Annotated in this window: 26 protein-coding genes and 1 pseudogene; 19 read left to right on the top strand and 8 right to left on the bottom strand. The window is 66.5% G+C overall.

Annotation, left to right across the window (positions count from 1 at the left end; genetic code table 11):
* The 5 genes and pseudogenes from F8S09_RS12245 to F8S09_RS12225 all read right to left on the bottom strand — a co-directional run.
* A pseudogene (locus F8S09_RS12245) lies at positions 1–361 on the bottom strand (IS982 family transposase); the annotation flags it as partial.
* Between the two features lie 94 nt (positions 362–455).
* On the bottom strand, positions 456–1,160 hold the full coding sequence (locus tag F8S09_RS12240; protein WP_194165328.1) for an HNH endonuclease: 705 nt from the start codon (positions 1,158–1,160) through the stop codon (positions 456–458).
* A gap of 10 nt (positions 1,161–1,170) precedes the next feature.
* A complete protein-coding gene (locus F8S09_RS12235; protein WP_194165327.1) occupies positions 1,171–2,370 on the bottom strand; it encodes an AAA family ATPase in 1,200 nt (399 codons plus the stop codon).
* A gap of 11 nt (positions 2,371–2,381) precedes the next feature.
* The gene (gene carB / locus F8S09_RS12230) at positions 2,382–5,453 is read right to left on the bottom strand and encodes a carbamoyl-phosphate synthase large subunit (RefSeq protein WP_152871764.1); all 3,072 of its coding nucleotides are present in this window, start codon (positions 5,451–5,453) and stop codon (positions 2,382–2,384) included.
* Between the two features lie 58 nt (positions 5,454–5,511).
* Positions 5,512–6,129 carry a LysE/ArgO family amino acid transporter gene (locus F8S09_RS12225; protein WP_152871763.1) on the bottom strand — a complete coding sequence of 206 codons (618 nt, stop codon included), beginning with the start codon at positions 6,127–6,129 and terminating at the stop codon, positions 5,512–5,514.
* A 73-nt stretch (positions 6,130–6,202) separates the two neighbouring features.
* On the opposite strand from F8S09_RS12225, the gene F8S09_RS12220 reads away from it, so the two are divergent.
* From F8S09_RS12220 to F8S09_RS12155, 15 genes are all read left to right on the top strand, one after another.
* Positions 6,203–6,667, top strand: a complete 465-nt coding sequence (locus F8S09_RS12220; RefSeq protein WP_152871762.1) for a hypothetical protein — start codon at positions 6,203–6,205, stop codon at positions 6,665–6,667.
* Between the two features lie 242 nt (positions 6,668–6,909).
* Complete coding sequence (locus tag F8S09_RS12215; protein ID WP_152871761.1) at positions 6,910–8,145, top strand: argininosuccinate synthase; 1,236 nt, start codon at positions 6,910–6,912, stop codon at positions 8,143–8,145.
* A 3-nt stretch (positions 8,146–8,148) separates the two neighbouring features.
* Positions 8,149–8,595, top strand: a complete 447-nt coding sequence (locus F8S09_RS12210; protein WP_152871760.1) for a DinB family protein — start codon at positions 8,149–8,151, stop codon at positions 8,593–8,595.
* Positions 8,592–9,080: a GNAT family N-acetyltransferase gene (locus F8S09_RS12205; protein ID WP_152871759.1), complete on the top strand. Its 489-nt coding sequence runs from the start codon at positions 8,592–8,594 to the stop codon at positions 9,078–9,080. Before F8S09_RS12210 ends, F8S09_RS12205 begins: the two co-directional genes overlap by 4 nt.
* A complete protein-coding gene (locus F8S09_RS12200) occupies positions 9,077–9,529 on the top strand; it encodes a GNAT family N-acetyltransferase (protein WP_152871758.1) in 453 nt (150 codons plus the stop codon). The genes F8S09_RS12205 and F8S09_RS12200 overlap by 4 nt, the downstream gene beginning before the upstream one ends.
* Complete coding sequence (locus F8S09_RS17685; RefSeq protein ID WP_194165326.1) at positions 9,526–9,699, top strand: hypothetical protein; 174 nt, start codon at positions 9,526–9,528, stop codon at positions 9,697–9,699. Before F8S09_RS12200 ends, F8S09_RS17685 begins: the two co-directional genes overlap by 4 nt.
* 25 nt (positions 9,700–9,724) lie before the next feature.
* Complete coding sequence (gene argH, locus F8S09_RS12195) at positions 9,725–11,134, top strand: argininosuccinate lyase (protein ID WP_152871757.1); 1,410 nt, start codon at positions 9,725–9,727, stop codon at positions 11,132–11,134.
* Positions 11,131–11,619: an HIT family protein gene (locus tag F8S09_RS12190; RefSeq protein ID WP_322618788.1), complete on the top strand. Its 489-nt coding sequence runs from the start codon at positions 11,131–11,133 to the stop codon at positions 11,617–11,619. The genes argH and F8S09_RS12190 overlap by 4 nt, the downstream gene beginning before the upstream one ends.
* A gap of 35 nt (positions 11,620–11,654) precedes the next feature.
* Positions 11,655–12,149 carry a GNAT family N-acetyltransferase gene (locus tag F8S09_RS12185; RefSeq protein ID WP_152871756.1) on the top strand — a complete coding sequence of 165 codons (495 nt, stop codon included), beginning with the start codon at positions 11,655–11,657 and terminating at the stop codon, positions 12,147–12,149.
* Positions 12,150–12,263: 114 nt separating this feature from the next.
* Positions 12,264–12,734 carry a GNAT family N-acetyltransferase gene (locus tag F8S09_RS12180; protein ID WP_152871755.1) on the top strand — a complete coding sequence of 157 codons (471 nt, stop codon included), beginning with the start codon at positions 12,264–12,266 and terminating at the stop codon, positions 12,732–12,734.
* Positions 12,735–12,825: 91 nt separating this feature from the next.
* On the top strand, positions 12,826–13,356 hold the full coding sequence (locus tag F8S09_RS12175) for an N-acetyltransferase (RefSeq protein WP_322618787.1): 531 nt from the start codon (positions 12,826–12,828) through the stop codon (positions 13,354–13,356).
* A gap of 131 nt (positions 13,357–13,487) precedes the next feature.
* A complete protein-coding gene (gene carA, locus F8S09_RS12170; RefSeq protein WP_152871754.1) occupies positions 13,488–14,672 on the top strand; it encodes a glutamine-hydrolyzing carbamoyl-phosphate synthase small subunit in 1,185 nt (394 codons plus the stop codon).
* Positions 14,673–14,830: 158 nt separating this feature from the next.
* Positions 14,831–17,131 carry a uracil-DNA glycosylase gene (gene ung, locus F8S09_RS12165; RefSeq protein WP_152871753.1) on the top strand — a complete coding sequence of 767 codons (2,301 nt, stop codon included), beginning with the start codon at positions 14,831–14,833 and terminating at the stop codon, positions 17,129–17,131.
* Between the two features lie 88 nt (positions 17,132–17,219).
* Positions 17,220–18,278, top strand: a complete 1,059-nt coding sequence (locus F8S09_RS12160; RefSeq protein WP_152871752.1) for a DNA topoisomerase IB — start codon at positions 17,220–17,222, stop codon at positions 18,276–18,278.
* Positions 18,275–18,688 carry a DoxX family protein gene (locus F8S09_RS12155; RefSeq protein ID WP_322618786.1) on the top strand — a complete coding sequence of 138 codons (414 nt, stop codon included), beginning with the start codon at positions 18,275–18,277 and terminating at the stop codon, positions 18,686–18,688. The genes F8S09_RS12160 and F8S09_RS12155 overlap by 4 nt, the downstream gene beginning before the upstream one ends.
* Positions 18,689–18,692: 4 nt before the next feature.
* Here the strand turns inward: F8S09_RS12155 and F8S09_RS12150 are convergent, their stop codons facing one another.
* The 3 genes from F8S09_RS12150 to F8S09_RS12140 form a co-directional block, all read right to left on the bottom strand.
* Positions 18,693–19,097, bottom strand: a complete 405-nt coding sequence (locus tag F8S09_RS12150) for a VOC family protein (protein ID WP_152871751.1) — start codon at positions 19,095–19,097, stop codon at positions 18,693–18,695.
* A gap of 23 nt (positions 19,098–19,120) precedes the next feature.
* Positions 19,121–19,582, bottom strand: coding sequence for a MarR family winged helix-turn-helix transcriptional regulator (locus F8S09_RS12145; protein ID WP_152871750.1), 462 nt, complete (start codon positions 19,580–19,582; stop codon positions 19,121–19,123).
* A 74-nt stretch (positions 19,583–19,656) separates the two neighbouring features.
* A complete protein-coding gene (locus F8S09_RS12140) occupies positions 19,657–20,769 on the bottom strand; it encodes an alpha-hydroxy acid oxidase (protein WP_152871749.1) in 1,113 nt (370 codons plus the stop codon).
* Between the two features lie 67 nt (positions 20,770–20,836).
* On the opposite strand from F8S09_RS12140, the gene F8S09_RS12135 reads away from it, so the two are divergent.
* Genes F8S09_RS12135 through pth form a run of 4 tightly spaced genes read left to right on the top strand, consistent with a single transcriptional unit; the run spans position 20,837 to position 22,917 of the window.
* On the top strand, positions 20,837–21,334 hold the full coding sequence (locus F8S09_RS12135; RefSeq protein WP_152871748.1) for a DUF427 domain-containing protein: 498 nt from the start codon (positions 20,837–20,839) through the stop codon (positions 21,332–21,334).
* Positions 21,335–21,361: 27 nt separating this feature from the next.
* A complete protein-coding gene (locus tag F8S09_RS12130; RefSeq protein WP_152871747.1) occupies positions 21,362–21,853 on the top strand; it encodes a nucleotidyltransferase domain-containing protein in 492 nt (163 codons plus the stop codon).
* Complete coding sequence (locus F8S09_RS12125; protein WP_152871746.1) at positions 21,850–22,260, top strand: hypothetical protein; 411 nt, start codon at positions 21,850–21,852, stop codon at positions 22,258–22,260. The genes F8S09_RS12130 and F8S09_RS12125 overlap by 4 nt, the downstream gene beginning before the upstream one ends.
* 3 nt (positions 22,261–22,263) lie before the next feature.
* Positions 22,264–22,917, top strand: a complete 654-nt coding sequence (pth, locus tag F8S09_RS12120; RefSeq protein ID WP_152871745.1) for an aminoacyl-tRNA hydrolase — start codon at positions 22,264–22,266, stop codon at positions 22,915–22,917.
* Positions 22,918–22,921: the final 4 nt, after the last annotated feature.

Below are 22,921 nucleotides of genomic sequence, written 5' to 3'. Positions count from 1 at the left end.
CGCAGCGTTTCCCCCGTTTAGGACGGCAGACCGGAAGCGGCATCGAGTCGATGATGACCTCTGTGCAGCGTCTGGCTGGGCTGACGACCGCTTCGAGGCGGTCCAGGAGACGGAGGCCACGGGTGTAGGCCTGGGTGTACGAGGGAAGACCGGAGCGGTCTTCCCTCAGCATCTGCCACCAGATAGACGGAAACGGATGCTTGAAGACGAGACGGCTGAGTAGCAAGGCCACCAGCAGCGCATCACTGAGCTTCTGGTGCTTGAACCGCTTGTGGTCACTGAAATGCCGTTTGGCCCAGCGGTGGAGCTGACGAATGACCGCACGACGCCCTAAACTGTGGTGGAGACGGTATCTAGCCATACCGTCTCCATTTTTTCGCGTCTCCACGCTGCCCGAAGCCGTGTCACTCAAGCCCTAAACGGCGTACTGCTTTAAAATAAAAATTGCTCGTGTCTTAAATGTATGCTGTGGAGAGTGCTAAATTCTTGCGATCTTCCATCATTTGGCTCCATAGTCCTTGCGCCTTAAGCTCTTCCTCCATAGGAGTCCATAGCTCGTGACTCAACAAAGTGGTTGAAACAATAGCAGAATATTCACTCTCCGGGCCGGCCTCATGCAATAAAATCTCTATTCCTCTTACGATGTTATTGCGGGTGCGGGTGCTATTTTTATTCCCAGATAAATATTGTTCAAGAAGATTAGAAAGTTTCTCGAGTGTCTGAGAAGCGGTTAGCGATATTAGAAAACGGTCCCTCTGTATATCTACATCGTTAAGATTCAACTCTTCTTTGGTGGTTTTTCCGATTCCTGTTATGTGGTTATAGCGAAACTGTTTTAATTCCAAATGATCTCTCGGATCATCAATAAATGGATTTACTATAGGTGCTGCCTTCGTATCATGACTGCCTTTACTTGCGTTGCATCTTTTACAGGAAGGTAATAAGTTACTCCACTCTACGACTTCATTTTCATATAGGGATTTAGGATGGTAGTGTTCAACCTCCATGTTAGAGCCACGGTGATCTAGCTTGACTTCGCAATAGGCACACTTGCTATGGCTCATAAGCATCAAGGCGTCCTTTATGAAGGGACGATTCCATACACTACTTTTGCTTAACTTGTATTCTTGAGTCAACTCATTGACTACTTCATCGGTCAACTCCGGGGGTTTAGGTCTGCGGGTTAGCTTTATCATGTACTTCGACACCTAAACCGGCTAGCTGCAGTTTGTAAATCTTCCTCAGAGGACTAGAGGGATGAAGCATATCGTCAAGTTGTTCGTATGCTTCTCTGGCCGCGTCTCCGTCGTCTTCTTCGATAGCGTTATCTATAGCCTTGAGTCTACTGTCTAAAACGGGTGATATTGAATCTTTTAGTCCCATAACATCCTTTAAGATTTCTTCAACGGACCAACCCATAAAACCGAACTCACCCAGCTTAAAGTGTTTGACAAACTGCTCATTGCTGCTATTAGTTTGTAGTGCGACAACGCTATTTGCCTCAGCAGTTTGCAGTACGTGTGGGCTGTGGGTGGTTATTATTATCTGACTTTTAGGGAACGTTTTTGCTACTGCATTCGCAATTCTAGATTGCCATATAGGATGCAAATGAACATCTAGCTCGTCAATCAGGATGATCCCGGAAAAGTCTTTCGCTGGCACCTTGTCTTCGGAGAATCTAAATTCTATCTCTGCTATAATTTGCCATATTAAAAACACACAGGATTTATAACCCGATGAAAGATATTCCAAGTAGATCTTCTCGCCTTTCGATAGAAGCGTGATATCAAATGTTTTTGCATCTATAGAAAAGAATTTAGTGGAGGGATCGAGAAGTCCAATAGCGTTCTTTGCCGTCGTCAAATTTTCTATTTGGTGGTGTTCGAGGCTATTATCTAATCCAGAGAATAAAGATCTGTTTACAAACCACTGTTTCAGGACATCAAATCTGTATTTTTCAAAAGTTACGTTTTGAACATCCCACACCCCGCGGCTTGGATTTCTCTCAATAGCGTTAAGTTGTGTGTAGTTGAAATCTCTATCAGGTTGGATGAATATCACACTCTTTAACATTTCTCTCATATCAAAACTGTATACTAATTGATCATCACCTAAAGGAAAAAATTTAGAAATATCATAGGAGAATTGAAACGAAACGTTATTAAAATTGTACGAGCCTGCGAGCTTACCTGATTCAGCAGAAGAGCGGCGTGTTATTACTGCCCTGTACGGGAAAAAGACTTGAGCTACTGACTTTAAAATTGTACTTTTCCCTATACCATTCTCTCCACATATAATGTTCAAGCCACTCGTAAACTCAATACCAATGTCAGATATTCCACCCACATTGCTCAGCACGATTTTCTCCATACGTAGATTTCTCATTTGATCCACTCCTGTAAGCTCCTAACCCCCAACTCCCTTCCCTTCGCCGCTCCTATCGCCCTGGCTGTCCACTCGGCGCCTTCGCGGGTGCTGACGATGGGCTTGCCGCGTTCCAGGGCGGTGCGGAGGAGCGGCGAGGCGGTCACGTCGATGAGGAGGTCGGGCAGCGTGTCACCGTCCTGCTCGCGGATGACCCGCAGCCCCGCGCCCTCCAACGTGGCGGCCACGTCGTCCAGACCGTCCCCGAGAAGGAGCGCCGTGCCCGACAGCGGCAGGTTGCTCTTGGCCCCGAGCGCGGCGCGGTAGAAGGCGAGGTACGGGTCCGCGTCGATGCCCATGCTCTCGCCCGTGCTCTTCATCTCCGGGCCGAGGACGGGCAGCACGCCCGCGAACTTCAGGAAGGGCAGGTGGACCTCCTTGACCGAGTACATGCCCGGCGTGGGCGTCTCGGTGAAGCCGATCTGCTCCAGCGTGTGCCCCACGGCGATTCGCGCGGCACTCTTGGCGAGCGGGTGGTTCACGGCCTTGGAGACGAAGGGCACGGTGCGGCTGGCACGCGGGTTGGCCTCCAGGATGTACGCCACGCCGTCCTTCACCGCCCACTGCACGTTCATCAGCCCCCGCACGCCCAGCTCCAGCGCGAGGCGTTCCGTGTCGGCCTTCACGCGCTCGGTCAGTTCAGGCGAGAGGTTCACCGGGGGCAGCACGCACGCGGAGTCGCCCGAGTGGACCCCGGCGGCCTCGACGTGCTCCATGATGCCCGCCACGACCGCCCGCTCCCCGTCGCAGAGGGTGTCCACGTCGAGTTCCAGCGCCCCCTCCAGAAATTGATCGAGCAGGATGGACGGCTGCCCCTCGACAGCGGCGTACACCTCGTCCAGGTAGGTCGTCAGTTCCTCCATGCTCCGCACTGTCCGCATCGCGCGGCCCCCCAGCACGTAGGAGGGCCGGGCCATCAGCGGAAAGCCGAGTTCGGCGGCCAGCGAGAGCGCCTGCGCGGGCGTCTCGGCCACCTTGCCCCTCGGCTGCGGCAGCCCCAGCCGCTCGCACAGGGCGTTGAAGGAGGCGCGGTCCTCCGCCTCATGGATCGTCTCGGGACTGGTGCCGATGATGGGGGCGCCCGCGTCCGCCAGTCGCCGCGCCAGCTTGAGGGGCGTCTGCCCGCCGAGTTGCACGATCACGCCGACGGGCTTCTCGTGCTCGACGATGTTCATCACGTCCTCGAAGGTCAGCGGCTCGAAGTACAGGCGGTCGGCGGTGTCGTAGTCGGTGCTGACCGTCTCCGGGTTGGAGTTGACCATGATCGTCTCATAGCCCGCCTCCTGAAGCGCCCAGACGGCGTGGACGGTCGCGTAGTCGAACTCCACCCCCTGCCCGATGCGGTTGGGGCCGCTGCCCAGGATCACCACCTTGGGCTTGTCGGTTTCGCTTACCTCGTCCTCCCACTCGTAGGTCGAGTAGTGGTAGGGCGTGTACGCCTCGAACTCGGCGGCGCAGGTGTCCACCGTCTTGTAGACCGGGGTGGCCTTGGCGGCCTTGCGGAGTTGCCGGACTTCCAGCTCGCTCAGCCCCACGAGTTCGCCCAGCCGCGCGTCGGAAAAGCCCAGCCGCTTGACCTCGCGCCAGAGTTCGTACTTCCAGCCCTGGATAGGGCCGAGGTCCGCGATCTCCTTCTCCGCGTCCACGATTTCCTGCAACTGCCCCAGGAACCAGCGGTCGATCTTCGTCGCGTCGTGGAGGGCCGCCACTCCCTCGCCCCGCCGCAGCAGTTCCAGCACGGCCTCAATTCGGCGCGGGTTGCCGTACAGCAGGCCACGCAACTCGTCGTCGGACATGGCGGCAAATGTTCCGCGCACGTCCGCCTCGATGCTCCGCAGCGCCTTCTGCACGCTCTCCTTGAAGGTGCGGCCAATCGCCATGACCTCGCCCACGCTCCGCATCTGGGTACCCAGGGCGTCGGGCGTGCCGGGGAACTTCTCGAAGGCGAAGCGCGGAATCTTCGTCACCACGTAGTCGATGCTGGGCTCGAAGGAGGCGGGCGTGCTCCGGGTGATGTCGTTCGGCAGCTCGTCGAGGTGGTAGCCCACCGCGAGCAGGGCGGCGATCTTGGCGATGGGGAAACCGGTCGCCTTGCTCGCCAGCGCCGAGGAGCGGCTGACACGCGGGTTCATCTCGATCACGATGACGCGCCCGTTCTCCGGGTTCACCGCGAACTGGATGTTGCTGCCACCCGTGTCCACGCCGATCTCGCGGATGATGGCGAGCGACTGGTCCCGCAGCCGCTGGTACTCCACGTCGCTGAGGGTCTGCGCCGGGGCCACCGTGATCGAGTCCCCGGTATGCACGCCTATCGGGTCGAAGTTCTCGATGGAGGTGATGATGACCACTGTGTCGGCGTGGTCGCGCATGACCTCCAGCTCGTACTCCTTCCAGCCCAGGATGCTCTCTTCGAGGAGGACCGAGTTCACGGGGCTGTCGCGCAGGCCGCCTTCCGTGATCTTCAGGAAGTCCTCGTAGGTGTGCGCGATGCCGCCGCCCGTGCCGCCCAGCGTGAAGGAGGGCCGGATGACGATGGGGAGGCCGATTTCCTTCTGGTACTCGGTGGCCTCCTCCATGGAGTGCACCATCTTGCCCCGCGCCGTCTCCACGCCGATCTTCTTCATCGCCGCCTGGAACGCCTCGCGGTCCTCGCCCTTGTGGATGGCCTCGGCGTTCGCGCCGATCAGTTCCACCCCGAACTCGGCCAGGGTGCCGTTGGCGTTGAGGTCCATCGCCAGGTTGAGGGCCGTCTGCCCGCCCAGGGTGGGGAGCAGGGCGTCGGGGCGCTCCTTCTCAATGACCTTGCGGACGAACTCGGGCGTCAGTGGCTCCAGGTAGGTCGCGTCGGCGAGATCGGGGTCGGTCATGATCGTCGCCGGGTTGGAGTTCACCAGGACGACGCGGTACCCCTCCTTTTTCAGCGCCTTGAGGGCCTGCGTGCCCGAATAGTCGAACTCGGCCGCCTGCCCGATTTGGATGGGGCCGCTGCCGAGAATCAGGATGGTCTGGAGGTCGGTACGCTTGGGCATTCCGAGTCCCGAGTATGGCACGGATCGGGGGAACAGGGTGCTGCAAGGTTATGCAGACCTATTTCTGAAGTAGGCTGGTGACCAACCCCGCCGCAATCACCCACATCATCGCCCCGATCAGGATGTCCAGCACCTGCCACGCCCGCACCGAGCGCATCAGCGATGTGAGGCGGCCTGCGAGCAGGGCCAGCGCAAAAAACCACAGCCACGAGGCAGCGACCGCGCCCCCCAGAAAGGCCCACCGTGCCTGGTCGCTCAAGCCCGCGCTGGCCCCGCCGATCAATACCACTGTGTCAAGAATCGCGTGCGGATTGAGGAGACTGAAGGCAGAGGCGGTAGCGATCACGGCGGCAGGGGTCGCCGCCGCCTGCCCCCCGGTATCCAGCGTTACCGGATGGTGGGCCGAGCGAAAGGAGCGCCACCCGTACCACCCCAGGAAGGCCGCGCCCACCAGCGTCCCGGCGGTGACGAGCGCCGGGGACCGCGCGAGGAGTGCCCCCACCCCCAGCACCCCGACCGCCGTGAGCAGGGTGTCGCACAGCGAGCAGGCCAGGGCGGCAAGCAGCGCGTGCCGACGAGCCAGCCCCTGCCGCAGCACGAAGGCATTCTGTGGCCCGATGGCGACGATCAGGGATAGCCCCAGACTCAGGCCGCGCAGGAAAGGAGGCACGGGCATGAGGATAGCCCCGGCGCCTTCCTAAAGATTTTGCGGGGTGTGCCGGACGGGAGCCGCCGCCTAAGCTGAACCCATGAAGAAGACGATGCTTGGACTCCTGGCGCTGGGCGCCGTCTCGACCGCCGCAGCCGACGCTGTCGGTGGGCACATCGGCACCACGACGGGCCTGCACTACCAGACCGACCTGACGGCCAACTCGGCGGTGCGCTACGGCCTGAACCTCAGCACCACCGGGCTGTTTGCGGGAGCCTTCCGCGTGGGCGGCGAGGTGGCGTACCTCCAGAACATCAGCGGGCAAAGCTTCGGCGGCCTCGAGCCCTATTACGGCTTTGGCCTGGGCGCGGGCGCGGCGGTCGGGTCGGTCGTCGGCGTCTCGGCCTACCCGCATGTCCTCGGCGGGCTGCGCTACAACATCGCCCAGCCCTTCAGCGTGTTCGTGGAAGGCAACGTCGGCCCCACCATCGGCGTGACGACCGCCGGGTCGGGCTTCGGCTTTGGCGCGGGCGTGCGCCTGGGCCTGAACTACGATTTGCGCTGAGTCGCTTCTCGCCGCTCTCACCCCGGTCCCTCGCGGCCGGGGTGTTTTGCCAATGCTCTTGCGCCCCCTCGACCATGCTGCTACGCTCCTGAATAGCTATACGCCTGCTGCGTATATCCATACACGCCATGACCACCCTGCCCCCCCGACGCTGACCGCCCGGCCTTCCTATCTGGACAGGCCGAGGGTTCACGCGCCGGGGATTTCGTGTGGCCCACACCCGCACAGGAGAGAATCGACCCATGACCCAAGCCGACCGACCCAAGATCGTCCTCGCCTACTCGGGCGGGCTGGATACCTCCATCATCCTGAAGTGGCTGCAAACCGAGCGCGGCTACGACGTGGTGGCCTTTACCGCCGACCTCGGGCAGGGGGACGAGGTGGAAGAAGCGCGGGTCAAGGCGCTGAACACGGGCGCGGTGGCCGCCTACGCGCTGGACCTGCGCGAGGAGTTCGTGCGCGACTACGTGTTCCCGATGTTCCGCTCCTCGGCGCTGTACGAGGGCTACTACCTGCTGGGCACCTCCATCGCCCGGCCCCTGATCGCCAAGAAGATGGTCGAGATCGCGGAGAAGGAGGGCGCGGTCGCTGTCTCGCACGGGGCGACGGGCAAGGGCAACGATCAGGTGCGCTTCGAGATGACGGCCTACGCCCTCCAGCCCGACATCGTGACGGTGGCTCCCTGGCGCGACTGGGACTTCCAGGGCCGCGCCGACCTCGAAGCCTTTGCCCGCGAGCACGGCATCCCCGTCCCGACCACCCAGAAGGACCCCTGGAGCATGGATGCCAACCTGCTGCACATCTCCTTCGAGGGCGGGATTTTGGAAGACCCCTGGAACGAGCCGCCCGCGCACATGTTCAAGCTGACGGTCAGCCCCGAGGAGGCGCCCGATCAGCCCGAGTACGTGGAGGTCGAGTTCGAGAACGGGGACGCGGTGGCGATTGGTGGCGAACGCCTCAGCCCCGCCGCCCTGCTGCAACGGGCGAACGAGATCGGCGGTCGGCATGGGGTGGGGCGCATTGACCTCGTGGAGAACCGCTTCGTGGGCATGAAGTCGCGCGGCGTGTACGAGACGCCCGGCGGCACGCTGCTCTACCACGCCCGCCGCGCCGTGGAGAGCCTGACCCTCGACCGCGAGGTGCTGCACCAGCGTGACGCATTGGCGCCCAAGTACGCCGAACTCGTCTACAACGGTTTCTGGTTCGCCCCCGAGCGCGAGGCGTTGCAGGTCTACATCGACCACGTGGCCCGCAGCGTCACCGGCACGGCCCGCCTGAAGCTCTACAAGGGCAACTGCATCGTCGTGGGCCGCAAGGCGCCGCGCAGCCTGTACGACAAGGACCTCGTGTCCTTCGAGGCGGGCGGCGACTACAACCAGCACGACGCGGGGGCCTTTATCAAGCTCAATGCCCTCAGGATGCGGGTGCAGGCGCGGGTGGAGGCGAAGGCGGAGAAGAAGGAAGTCGAGCGGGTCTGAGGCATGAGGCGGGAAGAGATCGGGGCCATTCAGAGCTGGCTCGGGACCCTGGACGAGGAGACGGTGAGCCGTGTTCCCGCCCCCGGCGTCTGGAGCCCCAAGCAGGTGCTGGGGCATCTGGTGGACTCGGCGTGCAACAACCACGCCCGCTGGGCCCGGATGGCAACCGAAGACGACCTCGTGTTCCCGGTCTGGGACCAGGACGCCTGGAACCTCGCGCAGGACTGGCAGGGGCGCCCCTGGGCCGAGATTCTCGACCTCTGGCACGCCTACAACCTCCACCTGGCCCACTTCGCCGCGCTGCTGCCGCCCGAGCGGTTGCACACGGCGCGGGCCACGGTAGGGCGGCTGAATGGGAAGCAACCGATCACGCTGGGGGAGCTGTTGGAACACTATGACCGTCACCTGAGCCATCACCTCGGGCAGATTTGGGAGCGGGTGAGGGGATGAGGGAAGTGGAGGGGTACGCGCTGCGCCGGGCCACCCCCGCCGACGCGCCTGCCGTCGCCCGGCAGCGTGCCCAGATGTTCGTGGACATGGACACCCTGACCCCGGAGGCCGCCGCTGCGGAGGTGCCCCTCTGGACCGACTGGCTGCGCGGGGCGCTCGCGTCCGGCGAATACGTGGGCCTCCTGGCCGAGTGGGAGGGGACGGTGGTGGGCGGCGCGGGGCTGATGGTCTTTCCCCGGATTCCGACCCTCGCGGACCCCGCGACCCAGAAAGGCCACATCCTCAACGTCTCGGTGGACCCCGCCCACCGCCGTCGGGGACTGGCGGAGGCGCTGATGGAAGCGGTGCTGGAGGAGGTCCGGGCGCGGGGGTTGCGGCAGGTCACCCTCAACGCCGCGCCGATGGGCCGCCCTCTGTACGACCGGCTGGGCTTCGTGGAATCCACCCACCCCGAACTGCGCCTGACCCTGGAGCCGCCCGCATGATTCGCGCCGCGACCCCTGCCGACGCGCCCGCCTTCCACAGGGTCATGATGGCCGTCGGAATGGACCCGCGCTCCAGTTGGAGCCGCACCCGCCCGGAAGATGTGGCCTGGAGCCTGGGCCAGGGCGGGGGCTTCCTCGCCTGGGACGGGGAGCGGGCGGTGGGCTGCGTGGGCTGGCGCCCCGACGGGCCGGAGACGTTGACCCTCAACAAGCTGGCGACCCTTCCGGAAGTGCGCGGACAGGGCATCGGCACGGCACTGGTGCGGGCGGTGGAGGAGGTCGCGGTGCGGGACGGCTATGCCCGCGTGCTGCTGGCCGTCAGCCAGTACAACCTCGAAGTCGTCCCCTTCTACGAGCGCCTGGGCTACCGGGTGGACGAGGGGGCCGTGTACGCCCACGCGAACCCGGCGAGTGCGCCTCCAGTGGTGCTGGTGAAGGAGGTCCGGTGATCAGTCTCACCCTGCTGATCGGCTTGCCCATCCTCACCACGCTCGGCCTGCTGGGCTTCCTGCTGAAATGGCGGCCCCCGTCCCTTCGGCGCGGTGTCCTTATCGTCGGGGCCGTGCTGACGGTGGTGTATCTGCTCTGGGCCCTCTTCCGCGTGCTGACCCTTCCCTAACTTCTCCTGCCAGCAAGGACCATTCATGACTCAAGCTCAACAAGAATCCAAGCTCTGGGGGGGCCGCTTCGCCGAAGCCACCGACGGCCTCGTCGAGCTGTTCAACGCCTCCGTGGGGTTCGACCAACGCCTCGCCGAGCAGGACATTCGCGGTTCGCTCGCGCATGTGGCGATGCTGGGGCAGGTCGGCATCCTGACCCCGGAGGAAGTCGCGCAGATTCAGGAGGGCTTGCAGGGCATCCTGGCCGAAGTCCGCGCCGGGACCTTCGAGTGGCGTCTTGACCGCGAGGACGTTCATATGAACGTGGAAGCCGCCCTGCGCGACCGCATCGGGCCGGTGGCGGGGAAGCTGCACACGGCGAGAAGCCGCAACGATCAGGTGGCGGTGGATTTCCGGCTCTTTACCAAGGAAGCGGCGCTCGACCTCGCGGACAGGACGCGGGCGTTGCGGGCGGTGATGGTCCGCGAGGCCGAAAAGCATCTGGCCTCCGATGGGAGAGAGGCCGTTATCCTCCCCGGCTACACGCACCTGCAAGTAGCTCAACCCATCCTGCTCTCGCACTGGTTCATGGCCTACGCTGCCATGCTGGAGCGCGACGAGGGCCGCTTCCGCGACGCCGCCGAGCGGATGGACGAGTCGCCGCTGGGGTCCTCCGCGCTGGCCGGGACGCCCTGGCCCATCGACCGGCACGCCACCGCCGAGGCGCTGGGCTTCGCCCGGCCCACCGCCAACTCCCTGGACGGGGTAGGCAGCCGGGACTTTGCGCTGGAGTTCCTGTCGGCGGCGGCGATTCTGGGGGCGCACCTCTCGCGGCTGAGTGAAGAACTGATCCTCTATTCGACCTTCGAGTTCGGCTTCCTGACGCTGCCGGATTCGCACACCACGGGCAGCTCCATCATGCCGCAGAAGAAAAACCCCGACGTGGCCGAACTCGCGCGGGGCAAGGCGGGGCGGCTGTTCGGCAACCTGATGGGCCTGCTGACGGTGGTGAAGGGCACGCCGCTGGCCTACAACAAGGACCTTCAGGAGGACAAGGAAGGCGTGTTCGACTCCTATGACACCCTCTCCATCGTGCTGCGGCTCTACGCCGACATGCTGCCGAAGTCCGTCTGGCACGCGGACGTGACGAAGGCGGCGGCGGCGAGGGGCTTTTCCACCGCCACCGACCTCGCGGATTTCCTGGCCCGTGAGGGCGTGCCCTTCCGCGAGGCGCACGAGGTCGTCGGCGGCCTCGTCGGGCTGGCCTCGCGCTCGGGTCGCCAACTGTGGGAGCTGGAGGACGCGGAACTGCGGGCCGCCCACCCCCTCCTGGGCGCGGACGTGGCCCGTTCGCTGACGGTCGAGGAGAGCGTGAAATCCCGCCAGAGCTTCGGCGGCACCGCACCGGAGCGGGTGCGCGAGGCGGTCGCGGCGGCGAAGGCGGCCCTCTCGTGAAGGTCACCGTGAGTCTGGACGGCACCCTGCTGGCGAAGCGGGAGGCGGAGTGGGAGCAGTTTCTCGCGCAGCCGGAGGACAACCCCCTCGTTCCCAACGCTGAGGGCCGCCTGACGGGGGAGGGCTGGACGATTCAGAACGACCTGTGTGTTTATAGCCAGCTTCAGCCCCAGTACGCCGAGGGCCTGCCCTATTCCGGCATCATCGTGACCAAACGCCCCTGCCAGACGGTCTTCGACCTCACGCCCGAGGAAGCCGCCGCCACCCACGCCCTGCTCGCCGAGGTGAGGGCGCACCTCGACGCGACCGTCCAGCCCGACGGCTACACGGTGGGCTGGAACGTCCTCCCGGCGGGCGGGCAGCACATCCCGCACGTTCACCTGCATGTCATTCCCCGCTGGAACACGGACGCCAGCGCGGGGGCGGGTCTGCGGTACTTCCTTAAGGAAGCCGCCCGCGCCGCCGAAACCGCCGACTCCGTCTGACCCTATCTTTCCCGCCCCCAGAGGAGGCCTTCCCCATGACTTACATCCCCGCGCCCCTCGATACAGTGCACGTCAAGCTGCGCCAGGCCGTGCCCGCCGACTTCCCCACCATCATCGAACTGCTGACGCGCTGCGAGATGCACAGCTCCAGCGTGACGCCGGAGGGCAGCACCTACTGGATCGCCGACCTCAACGGGGTGCCGGGCGGCTGCATCGGCCTGGAGCACGGCGAGGGCGCGTCCCTGATCCGCTCGACCGCCGTCCTGCCGGAAGCCCGCTCGCAGGGGCTGGGTCGGGCGCTCGTGGCCTCGGCTTTGACTTATGCCAGTCTGCGCGGGGACCGCACGGTCTACCTCTTCTCGCAGGAAGCAGGGGACTACTGGCGGCGCTTCGGCTTCGTGCCGGTGGGCGCGGATGAACTCGCCGCCGCGCTGCCGAACACGCCGCAGGTGCAAAGCGGCCTCCTGAAAGGCTGGATCGAGCGCGAGCAGGCCTGGAAGCGCGTGCTGGGCGGGGGAGGGGGGGCGTGAGGGTGCTGGGCGTGCACAGCGCGGGCGTGCGCTATGCTGCCTTCACGCACAATCCAGCCGCGCCAGACGCCCGCTGGGTCGTCTGGTCGGACATCCCCTCCGGAGGAACCACCCATGACCGAGCAGAGCGTTCAGATTCGTCTCGCCACGCCCCAGGACAAGGCCACCGTCTGCCGCATCTTTCAGGAGGCCGGGCTGGAAACCGAAGAAGCCCTCGCGCCCGGCACCACCTACTGGGTGATGGAGCGCGGCGGGAACCCCATCGGGGCCATCGGCCTGGAGCATGGCGAGGGAGCCTCCCTGCTGCGCGGGGCGGCGGTGCTGCCCTCGGCGCAGGGGCAGGGGCTGGGACGGCGACTGGTGATGAGCGCCGTGGAGTACGCCAAGGCGCGGGGCGACCGGGCCATCTACCTGTTCAGCAAGGGCGGCGACTGGCACAGCTTCGGCTTCACGCAGGTGCCCCTCGCGGTCGTGCTGGGCGACGTGCCCGATACCCCGCAGGTCCGCGCCTACCGCGCCCGCAGCGAGCGCCCCGGCGGCTTCACCTGGATGCGGGCACTGGACGTGGGGGTCGGGCAGGCTTAACGGCCGCCGCGCCGTCGTCCGCGTGGGTCGTGGGGGGGACGTGCCTCTTCACGGTCCACGCTCCTTGTTGCTTGCCGGGGGAGGTTCATCCGTGACCTTCCTCGCCCTCGACTCCATCGCCGTTCCCGACATTCACCCGCAGGCGCCGCTCGTCACCCGCAAGGCCCGCCTGTCGGACGTCGAGGCGATTCACGAACTGATCGGGTACTGGGCGGCGCGGGGGCAGATGCTCGTGCGCTCGCGCTCGCTGCTGGCCGAGACCATCCGCGACTTTCACCTCGTGCTGGCCGAACCGCACGAGGACAAACCGGGCGGCCTGGCGGGCGTGTGCGGCCTGCACCTCCTCGCGCCAGACCTCGCGGAGGTGCGCGGCCTCGCCATCCACCCTCACATGCAGGGGCGGGGGCTGGGCAAGCAGCTCGTCGAAGCCTGCGAGCGCGAGGCCCGTGAGATCGACCTCCCCGCGCTGTTCGCCTGGACGTACCAGCAGGCCTTTTTCGAGAAGTGCGGCTTTGTGCGGATCGACAAAACGCACCTGCACCCGAAGGTGTGGTCGGAATGCCAGCGGTGCGCCTTTTTCGAGAACTGCAACGAGATCGCCATGTACCGGGCGCTGGCGTGAGGCCGTCCGGTCGGGTTGGCACGGTTGGCCGCTGGCTTGCCTGATAAGCTCTGTGGCTGAATGCTGACGGCCGACCGCTGAACAGCTTCCGCCATAAAACGCGTTCCGTGAGGCGCGAATGGAGGTTCCGAATGATCAGAAAAGAACGCGCGATTCTGGCGCTGGAAGACGGCACGGTGTACCGGGGCTACGCCTTCGGGCACCGGGGCGAGACGGTGGGCGAGGTGGTGTTCAACACCTCCATGACCGGGTATCAGGAGATCATGACCGATCCCTCGTACAACGGGCAGATCGTGACCATCACGTATCCGCACGTGGGCAACTACGGCGTGGCGATCTACGACATGGAGAGCAACAAGCCCTACGTGCGGGGCTTCATTTCCCGCGAGTTCTCCGGCGAGTACTCCAACCACCGGGCGCAGCAGTCGCTGGAAGCCTTTATGCAGCAGTACGGGGTCGTGTCCATCCAGGGGATCGACACGCGGGCGCTCGTGCGGCGGCTGCGGTCGGGCGGCGTGGTCAAGGGCGTGATCGCCCACCGCTCCTACACCCACCCCGAGGACCCCTACGGCGAGTTCACCCCCGCCGAGGAGCAGGTGTACGTGCAAAGGGCGCGGGACCATCAGGACATTGACGGCCACGACATGACGAAGGAAGTCACGACCGCCCTGCCCTACGCCTTTCCCACCCTGCGGCACGGCAAGCGCGTCGTGCTGATGGATTTCGGAATCAAGCACACCATCATCGAGCGGCTGGCCGAGGTCGGCATCGAGCCCATCGTGGTGCCCGCGCACACGACCCCGGCGCAGATTATGGCCTTGCAGCCGCACGGCCTCTTTCTGTCCAACGGTCCCGGCGATCCCGCGCCGCTGGAGTACGCGCACAAGACCGCCTGGGAACTCATGGGCCTGCTGCCCACCTTCGGCATCTGCCTGGGGCACCAGATTCTGGGCCTCGCGGCGGGCGGCCAGACGTTCAAGATGAAGTTCGGGCACCGGGGCGGCAACCAGCCCGTCAAGAATCTGCTCACCGGGAACGTGGAGATCACCTCGCAAAACCACGGCTACGCGGTGGACATCGCGTCCATTCCCGACCGGGCCTTCGTCGCCACGCACGTCAACCTCAACGACGGCACGCTGGAGGGCATGGCGCACAGCCGCTACCCCGTCTTCTCGGTGCAGTACCACCCGGAAGCCTCGCCGGGGCCGCACGATAGCCGTTACCTGTTTGACCGCTTTATTGAGGAGATCGACGCTTTCGACGGCGCAGACGGCTCGCCCGTGGTGAAGGCGGTGGCGGGGCGGCTGGGGGTGTAGGGACCCCTCACCCCTCGCTGCGCGAGGCCCTCTCCCCCGGAGAGGGTTTTTTTTACCCCTCTCCCCAGGGTAGAGGGGCCTTGCGAAGCAAGGGGGTGAGGGGTCTTTTGCCGCCAACCCCACAGCCAGCCGCCCCCGCCTGAGCCAGACTGACCCCGATGCCCCGTCCGCTCGCTGGTCCGCCCGTTCAAGTCGTGTGGTTCAAAAAGGACCTGCGCGTGCACGACCACGCCCCGCTCGCGGAGGCGGCCGCGCGGGGGCCGGTGCTGCCGCTCTACCTCTACGAGCCGGAACAACTGCACCACGAGGAGTTCGCCGGGCACCACCTGACCTACCTCAATGAATGCCTCGCGGAGTTGGACGGGCGGCTGCGGGCGCTGGGCACGGGGCTGGTGCTCCGGCGCGGCGAGGCGGTCGCCGTGCTGGAGGAGCTGTCCGAACTCGTCCCCATCGGCGGCCTGTGGGCGCACGAGGAGACGGGCAACATGGTCAGCTTCCAGCGCGACCGCCGGGTGCGGGCCTGGGCGCGGGAGCGGGGGGTGTCCTTCGTGGAGCTGCCGCAGACGGGCGTGGTGCGCCGCCTGCGCGACCGAGACGGCTGGGCCGACATCTGGGAGGAACGGATGTCCGCCCCGGTCGTGCCCGTGCCCACCGTGCTGCGGGGCACCGACCTCCCGCCCGGTGGCCTCTGCACCCACGCGGAGCTGGGCGTCCCCGCCAACGACAAGACCATCCCCCCCGGCGGCGAGCGCGTCGCCCGCGCCACGCTGGAGAGCTTCCTGACCGTGCGCGGCGTGAACTACATGCGCGAGATGAGCAGCCCGCTGACCGCCGAGGAAAGCTGCTCGCGCCTCTCGGCCCCGCTCGCCTTCGGCACCGTGTCGCTGCGCGAGGTGGTGCAGGCGACCCGGCAGCGGCTGGCGGCGGTCAAGGGCGACCCCGACGCCGACGAACGCTGGGTGCGCTCCCTGCGTTCCTATGAAAGCCGCCTGCACTGGCACTGCCACTTCATCCAGCGGCTGGAATCCGAGCCGGAGATGGAGTTCCGCAACCTCAACCGCGCCTTTGACGGCCTGCGCCCGGACGTGGGCGACCCCGGCTGGAACGCGGACTTTTACGACCGCTGGGCGCACGGGCAGACGGGGTATCCCCTCGTGGACGCCTGCGTGCGAATGCTGCGGGAGACGGGCTGGCTGAACTTCCGCATGCGGGCCATGCTCGTCTCCTTCGCCTCGCAGCACCTGTGGTTGCACTGGCGGCCCACCGGCCTCTTTCTGGCGCGGCAGTGGCTGGACAACGAACCCGGCATCCACTGGTCGCAGATGCAGATGCAGAGCAGCACGGTGGGCATCAACCGCGTCCGCATCTACTCCCCAACCCGGCAGGCCCGCGAGCAGGACCCGGATGGGGTGTTCATCCGCCGCTGGGTGCCCGAACTCGCGGACGTGCCCGGCGACTTTCTGCACGCCCCCTGGGAGTGGAGCGGGGCGACCCGGCTGAGCTACTCGCCGCCCGTCGTGGATGAAGGAAAGGCGGGGGCCGCCGCGCGGGCCAGAATCTATGCTGCGCGGGAGAGTGCGACCTTCGAGGCCGAGGCCCGGCGCGTGTACCACCGGCACGGCAGCCGCAAGAAGGCGGTGCTGCGAGCCGAGCGCGTGGCGCGGGGTCTGCCCCCCAAGCCCGTTCGGCCGCCCCAGTCCACCCCCCGGAGGAAGCCCCCCATGACCGACCAGCCCGACCTCTTCGGCACCACGCCCGAAGCCCCCAAGCCCCTGATTCCGGCGGGGCTGCCCGACTCGTGGCGCGACGCCCTGCATGATGAGTTCGCCGCGCCGTACTTCCACGCGCTCAAGGACTTTCTGGTGGAGGAACGCCGCACGCACACCGTCTTTCCACCCGCGCCCGACGTGTTCAACGCCCTGCGCCTCACGCCGCTGGAGGACGTGAAGGTCTTTATCCTGGGCCAGGACCCCTACCACGGCCCCGGTCAGGCGCACGGCCTCGCTTTCTCCGTGCGGCCCGGCGTGCGCCCGCCTCCCAGCCTGGCGAACATCTACAAGGAGTTGCAGGCCGACGTGGGCTTCCAGCCGCCGCGCCACGGCTACCTGCGGCACTGGGCCGAACAGGGCGTGCTGATGCTCAACGCCGTGCTCACCGTGCGCCAGGGCGAACCGAACAGCCACGCGGGGAAAGGCTGGGAGAGCTTCACCGACGCCGTGATTCGCCACGTGAACGCGAAGGAGTCGCGGGTGGTCTTCGTGCTATGGGGCGCCTACGCCCGCAAGAAGGCGAAGCTGGTGACGAACACCCAGCACGTCATCATCGAATCCGCCCACCCCAGCCCCCTCAGCGTGGCGAAGTTCATGGGGACGCGGCCCTTCTCGCGGGTCAACGCGGCGCTGGAGGAGTCCGGGCAGACGCCGATTGACTGGCAACTGCCGATGCAGGCCGAGGAGTGAGCCTCCCCCGCCACATTCAGTCTGTCTCAAGCCGGATTGCAGCCTGCCGGACAGCCCGCCTGCCCCTGATCTGCCCATCCTGACGGCCATGACGAGCCGCACCAGCATCCTGCAAGACGAGTACCTCCGCCGGGAGGGGGAGAAGCCGACCGAGTTCCGCTACTTCTGGCCGGACGGGGAGGAGTACACCGACGCCGACGGGCTGGCCCGCATCGCGTCGCTGGCCGTGCCGCCCGCCTACGAGGGCGTGTACGTCTCGCCCGACCCGGACGCCGAGTTGCAGGCCTTCGGGCGCGACGCGGCGGGGCGGCTCCAGTACCGCTACCACCCCGACTTCATGCAGGCGGGGGCGCTGAAAAAGTGGCAACGGCTGGCGCGGTTCGCCGAGGCCCTGCCCACCCTCCGCACCGTCACGTCGGCGGACCTGCGCCTCTCCGGGCTGCCCCGGCGCAAGGTGCTCGCGGTGATGACGCGGGTGCTGCACGTCGCGCACTTCCGGGTCGGCAGCGACACCTACGCCCGCGCCCACAAGACGCACGGCCTCTCCACCCTGCGCCAGCGGCACGTGAGGGTGGAGGGCAGTGCCGTGCAGTTCCGCTTCAAGGGCAAGCACTCCATCCTTCAGGAAAAGACGGTGCGCGACCGCACCCTGGCGACGAACGTGGAGCGCCTGCTCGCGTTGCCCGGCCCCTGGCTCTTTCAGAGCGTGGAGGATGAGGTGCGCTCGCGCGTCCGCGCCCACGACCTCAACGCCTACCTGCGCGACGTGATCGGTCCCTTCACCGCCAAGGACTTCCGCACCTGGGGCGGAACGCTGGTGGCTGCCGAGTTCCTGGCCGAAGCGGGGCCGCCCGAGTCCGAGCGGCAGGCCCGGCGGACGCTGGTAGAGTGCGTGAAGTTTGTGGCGGCCGACCTGGGCAACACGCCCGCCGTCACGCGCGGCAGCTACATCTGCCCGGTCATCTTCGACCGCTACCAGGAGGGCAAAGTGCTCGACGACTACGAACCCCGCGCAGGCCGCCCCGAGGCCGATCTGGAAGGCCTGACCCGCTCGGAAGCCGCCCTGAAGCGGATGCTGGACAGCGAGAAGACGTTGCGGGTGCGCCGTCCTCGCCGCAAGGTGGACCGGGTGGAGGTGGCCGCGTGAGCCGCCTGTCCTGGCCGCGCCACGTCGCCCGCTGGCTGCTGGGGCTGGCGCTGATCGGCGCCGGAACCGGGCACCTGACTACGCAGCGCCAGGAGTTTCAGGCCCAGGTGCCCGAGTGGCTGCCGCTGGACAAGGACTTCGTGGTGCTCGCCTCCGGCGTGGTCGAGATCGGGCTGGGTGCCGCGCTGATCGCCCTGCCGCGCCAGCGCCGGACGGTGGGGTGGGTGGCCGCCGCCTTCTTCGTCGCCATCTTTCCCGGCAACATCTCGCAGTACGTGACCCGCACGGACGCCTTCGGGCTGAACACCGATCAGGCGCGACTCAACCGCCTCTTCTTCCAGCCGCTGCTGGTGCTGTGGGCGCTGTGGTCCACCGTGGCGTGGCCCAAGCCGCGTGGGAAGCGGGACTAACAGGTCACGATGCCCACGTCTCGTCCGGTGGCGTGACCCACTGCACCAGTTGCAGGATCACGCCGTTGGGGTCCGACACCTGAAAGTACCGCTCGCCCCACGGCTCGGTTTCGATGGGAGTGACCACGGGCACGCCTTCTGCCTGAAGCCGCTCGTACTCGGCGTCGATCTCGTCCACCACGAACACCACCAGCAGCCCCTGCCCGGCGCTTCCGGCAATCTGGGGCGGCTTGAAGGTGGACAGGCCCGTCTGGAGGAAGATCAGGTTGAAGCCCGCGTCGGGACGGGTCAGGGATGCGACGCCCTCGTAGTTCATCTCCTGTACGAAGCCGAAGTGCCGTTTCAGGAACTCGGCGGAGGCGCGAACGTCCGGCACGTTGAGCGAGATGGCCGACTGGGTGATGTGCATGGGTGGTCCTCCTGGAAAGGGGGTTAGGCGTCAGAGTCAGCGTCCCGTTCCAGCCGTGCGGTGAGGAGCCGCAGGGTGTCCAGCGCGGCTTGAAGCTGCTCAGGGGACGAGGCGGACTGACCGATCCGGTTGGCCCACTGCGCCTGGGCGGGAATGAGGGCGGCGGCGGCTTGCTCTCCCTTCTGGGTGAGCTGCACCAGCCGGGCGCGGCGGTGCCGGGGGTTCTCCACGTAGGTCACAAAGCCCTCCCTTTCCAGGGCGTCGGTCTGCTGCTGCACGCTCTGCCGGGCCAGTCCCATCACCCGGCCAATCTCAGAGACCGTGACGGGGCCGTGCTCCACAACGCCGAGGACTTGCCAGCGGGCACTCGTGAGGCCCAGCGGAGAAGTCAGGCGGTCGCCCGCCTCCAGCAGCCGCCCGTGCAGGCGAAAGATTTCCAGCAGCAACTCCGTGAAGGCGGCTCCCTCCGCCGTGAGTGGGGTCATGGGAGACGAGCCTACAAGTTTGACAGCTACCTGTCAAATTGACCCACCAGTGTCGGGAGTGGGAGGCGTGGCGTTTAGAGCCGCACCAGTTCCCGCCCCACCTGCCCCACGTTCTGCTTCCCGCACAGCGCGAGCGCCAGCCGCACCTCGTCGTGCAGCAGGTCCAGCGTTCGGCGCACGCCTGCCTCTCCACCCGCCGCGAGGCCCCACAGGGCAGGCCGACCCACGAAGACCGCCCTGGCCCCCAGCGCGAGCGCCTTGACCACATCGGTGCCGCGCGTGACGCCGCCGTCGAGGTAGACCTCCACCTCGCCGCCCACCTCGTCCGCGATCTCGGGGAGCGCCTCAATGGAGGAGACAGCGGTGTCGAGTTGCCGCCCCCCGTGGTTGCTCACCCAGACGTGGCAACCGTGCTCGGCGGCGAGGCGGGCGTCCTCGGCGGTCAGGATGCCCTTCAGGACGATGGGCAGCGAAGTCTGCCCGCGCAGCCAAGCGAGGTCGGCCCAGGTGAAGGTCTTGTCAATCAGACCCTGAAAGTAGTTCACGAGCTGCGACCCGCTCTCCGATTCCATCTGCGCCAGCCGCTCCCGGCTCCCCGCGTTGGGCACCCGCAGGTGGGGCGGCAGGGCGAAGCGGTGGCGCTCGTTCGCCTCCCGGCGGCCCAGGAAGGGGGCGTCCACGGTCAGCACCAGCGCCCGCGCCCCTGCCGCCTCTGCCCGCCGCACGATCTCGGCGCTCAGGGCGCGGTCGGTGTAGAGGTAAAGCTGGAACCAGAAGCGCCCGCCCGCCGCCGCCGCGACCTCCTCGATCGGGGTGTTGCTCAGTGTGGAGAGTGTCATCACGCTCCCCGCCGAGGCCGCCGCCCGCGCGGTGGCGACCTCCGCGTCCAGGTGCGCGAGGCCGTGAAAGGCGGTGGGGGCGATGCCGACCGGCGAGCGCAGGGGCAGCCCCAGCACCTCGGTCCGCGCGTCCACATTCGACACGTCCACCAGCACGCGGGGCCTGAGCTTCAGCCGGGCGAAGGCGGCGCGGTTCTCGCGCAAGGTCAGTTCGTCGTTCGCGCCGCTCGCGTAATACTCCAGCGCGTTGCGGTCCAGCCGGGAACGGCCCAACGTCTCTATGTCCGCGAGGTTGACGGTGCCCTCCAGTTCGGGCGTCTCCGCGTCCGGCAGGTTGGGGGTGGTCATGGGTCAGGGTACCGGAAGGGCAAGGCAACCCACAGCCTCCGGCCGCGCGGGGCGTCACACTGCCGCCATGCCGCGCCCACAGCCCCTTCCCCCCGGTCCCGGTCAGGAGAGTGTCTGGGACTACCCGCGCCCGCCCCGGCTGGAGCGCACCGCCCGGACGGTGGAAATCTGGCTGGGCGGCGAGAAGATCGCCGAGACAACCGACGCCTACCGCGTGCTGGAAACCAGCCACCCGCCCACCTACTACCTGCCCCGCGAAGCGTTCCGGCCCGGCGTGCTGTCCCCGGCTCCCGGCGGCAGCGTCTGCGAGTGGAAGGGCGAGGCGTCGTACTGGACGCTCTCGGTCGGTGACAAGGTGGCGGGGAGCGCGGGCTGGAGCTACGAGCGGCCCACGCCCGCCTTCGCACCCATCGCCGGACACATCGCCGTCTACGCGGGCCGCATGGACGAGTGCCGGGTGGACGGGGTGCGCGTGACCCCGCAGCCGGGCGGCTTCTACGGGGGCTGGATCACGCCCGACGTGGTAGGGCCGTTCAAGGGCGAGCCGGGAACGTGGGGCTGGTAGGGGAGGGGGCTTGCTAGAGTTCGCCCCGTGCTGCACCCCGACACCCTTCCCCTCATTCAGGCGTTCGCGCAGGCTGGGGTCACCTGCTGGCTGATCGGCGGGCAGGCGGTGGAAGTGCTGTGCGGCGGGAACGTCCGCCCCCACGACGACATTGACTTTTTGGTGCGGGAGGCCCATGGAGCGCGGGCCGTCGCCGTGCTGGAGGGCCTGGGCTTCACCCACGCGCACGGTTCACTCGCCACTGGGGACGCGTTCTACCGCCGGGACGACCTGCTGGTGGACCTCGTGCCCATCCGGGACGACGTGGACCCGCCGCGCACGGTGGGCGAACTCGCCCCCATCGTCTGGCCCACCGAATTCCTGGCGCCCCACGCGGTGGAGTGGGCGGGGGTCCGCGTGCTCACCCTCACCCCCGCCGGGCACCGCGCGATGAAAGGCGTTGTGGCCGCCTTCTATGGGGTGGAATTAAGAGAGAAGGACCGGGCCGACCTCGCCGCACTTGCTACCCTCGGCGCATGACGGCTTCCGACGCGGCGGTTCGCACCCGGCTCACGGCGCTGGCAACAGCCCTGCGGCACTTCCATTCGGCCCTGCTCGACTTCGCCAAGGGCGAGTACGAGTTCCTGCACGGCCCGGTCAAGGGTCCCTTTGAGCTGTATTCCCTGGTCATCAACCACCCGTCCTTCCAGTGGCTGCGGCCCCTCTCCGGCCTGATGGCGACCCTGGACGAGGTGCTGGACGCCAAAGACACCACCCTCACCCCCCAGAACGTGGCCGACGTGCGGCAGGCCCTGGGCCTCCTGTTTGCGGAGACGGACACCCGCTTTGCCGACTTCCGCGCCGGGTACACCCGCGCCCGTGGTGAGGCCCGCGTGCGCGAAACCGAGGCCCGCTGGCGCGAGACGCTGAACAGTTTGGAGGCCTGACCCTTGAAGCTTGTCGTGGGGCTGGGCAATCCGGGCAGCCAGTACGAGCGGACCCGCCACAACGTCGGCTGGCTCGTCGTGGACGAGGTGGGGCGGCGCTGGGGAGCCGCGTGGCGCAAGGAGAAAGACGCGCATATTGCGGAGGTGCGGGTGGGTCCGGCGCCCGGCGCGAAGGTCCTGCTGGTCAAGCCACAGACCTTCATGAACGCGTCGGGCAAGGCGGTCGCGCCCCTCGTCGGCTTCTACAAGCTGGAGCCGGAGGCAGTGCTGGCCGTGCAGGACGATCTGGATAGTCCCTTTGGCCTGCTGAAGCTGCGCCCCGGCGGGCGGCATGGCGGCCAGAACGGGGTGCGCGACCTGATCCGGGTGCTGGGGACTGAAGGGTTCCCGCGCCTCAAAATCGGCATCTCCCGACCCCCGGCGGGCTGGGACCCGGCGGACTGGGTGCTGAGCCGGTGGCGCGAGGAGGAGGCGGGGACGCTGGCCGAACTCGTCCGGCTGGGCGCCGACGCGGTGGAGGTCTGGGCCGAGTCCGGGCTGGCCGAGGCGCAGGGCCGCTTCAACAGCACCGACCTCCGCCCGAAACCCGAGCCTGTGCCGGAGCGTCCCGCCGAGCCGACCACCTCCGGCGCGGCCTCGGACCCCGGCGTATCCTGACCCG

This window comes from Deinococcus terrestris (assembly GCF_009377345.1).
GTDB classification, from domain to species: Bacteria; Deinococcota; Deinococci; order Deinococcales; family Deinococcaceae; genus Deinococcus; species Deinococcus terrestris.
Note: the sequence above shows the minus strand (reverse complement) of the source record. Positions and strands in the feature narration are given on the sequence as shown.

Excerpts from the sequence above, each read along its gene's own strand:
- F8S09_RS12235 (WP_194165327.1), bottom strand. The coding sequence starts at position 2,370 with ATGGAGAAAATCGTGCTGAGCAATGTGGGTGGAATATCTGACATTGGT.
- carB (WP_152871764.1), bottom strand. The coding sequence starts at position 5,453 with ATGCCCAAGCGTACCGACCTCCAGACCATCCTGATTCTCGGCAGCGGC.
- F8S09_RS12225 (WP_152871763.1), bottom strand. The coding sequence starts at position 6,129 with ATGCCCGTGCCTCCTTTCCTGCGCGGCCTGAGTCTGGGGCTATCCCTG.
- F8S09_RS12220 (WP_152871762.1), top strand. The coding sequence starts at position 6,203 with ATGAAGAAGACGATGCTTGGACTCCTGGCGCTGGGCGCCGTCTCGACC.
- F8S09_RS12215 (WP_152871761.1), top strand. The coding sequence starts at position 6,910 with ATGACCCAAGCCGACCGACCCAAGATCGTCCTCGCCTACTCGGGCGGG.
- F8S09_RS12210 (WP_152871760.1), top strand. The coding sequence starts at position 8,149 with ATGAGGCGGGAAGAGATCGGGGCCATTCAGAGCTGGCTCGGGACCCTG.
- F8S09_RS12205 (WP_152871759.1), top strand. The coding sequence starts at position 8,592 with ATGAGGGAAGTGGAGGGGTACGCGCTGCGCCGGGCCACCCCCGCCGAC.
- F8S09_RS12200 (WP_152871758.1), top strand. The coding sequence starts at position 9,077 with ATGATTCGCGCCGCGACCCCTGCCGACGCGCCCGCCTTCCACAGGGTC.
- argH (WP_152871757.1), top strand. The coding sequence starts at position 9,725 with ATGACTCAAGCTCAACAAGAATCCAAGCTCTGGGGGGGCCGCTTCGCC.
- F8S09_RS12185 (WP_152871756.1), top strand. The coding sequence starts at position 11,655 with ATGACTTACATCCCCGCGCCCCTCGATACAGTGCACGTCAAGCTGCGC.
- F8S09_RS12180 (WP_152871755.1), top strand. The coding sequence starts at position 12,264 with ATGACCGAGCAGAGCGTTCAGATTCGTCTCGCCACGCCCCAGGACAAG.
- carA (WP_152871754.1), top strand. The coding sequence starts at position 13,488 with ATGATCAGAAAAGAACGCGCGATTCTGGCGCTGGAAGACGGCACGGTG.
- ung (WP_152871753.1), top strand. The coding sequence starts at position 14,831 with ATGCCCCGTCCGCTCGCTGGTCCGCCCGTTCAAGTCGTGTGGTTCAAA.
- F8S09_RS12160 (WP_152871752.1), top strand. The coding sequence starts at position 17,220 with ATGACGAGCCGCACCAGCATCCTGCAAGACGAGTACCTCCGCCGGGAG.
- F8S09_RS12150 (WP_152871751.1), bottom strand. The coding sequence starts at position 19,097 with ATGCACATCACCCAGTCGGCCATCTCGCTCAACGTGCCGGACGTTCGC.
- F8S09_RS12145 (WP_152871750.1), bottom strand. The coding sequence starts at position 19,582 with ATGACCCCACTCACGGCGGAGGGAGCCGCCTTCACGGAGTTGCTGCTG.
- F8S09_RS12140 (WP_152871749.1), bottom strand. The coding sequence starts at position 20,769 with ATGACCACCCCCAACCTGCCGGACGCGGAGACGCCCGAACTGGAGGGC.
- F8S09_RS12135 (WP_152871748.1), top strand. The coding sequence starts at position 20,837 with ATGCCGCGCCCACAGCCCCTTCCCCCCGGTCCCGGTCAGGAGAGTGTC.
- F8S09_RS12125 (WP_152871746.1), top strand. The coding sequence starts at position 21,850 with ATGACGGCTTCCGACGCGGCGGTTCGCACCCGGCTCACGGCGCTGGCA.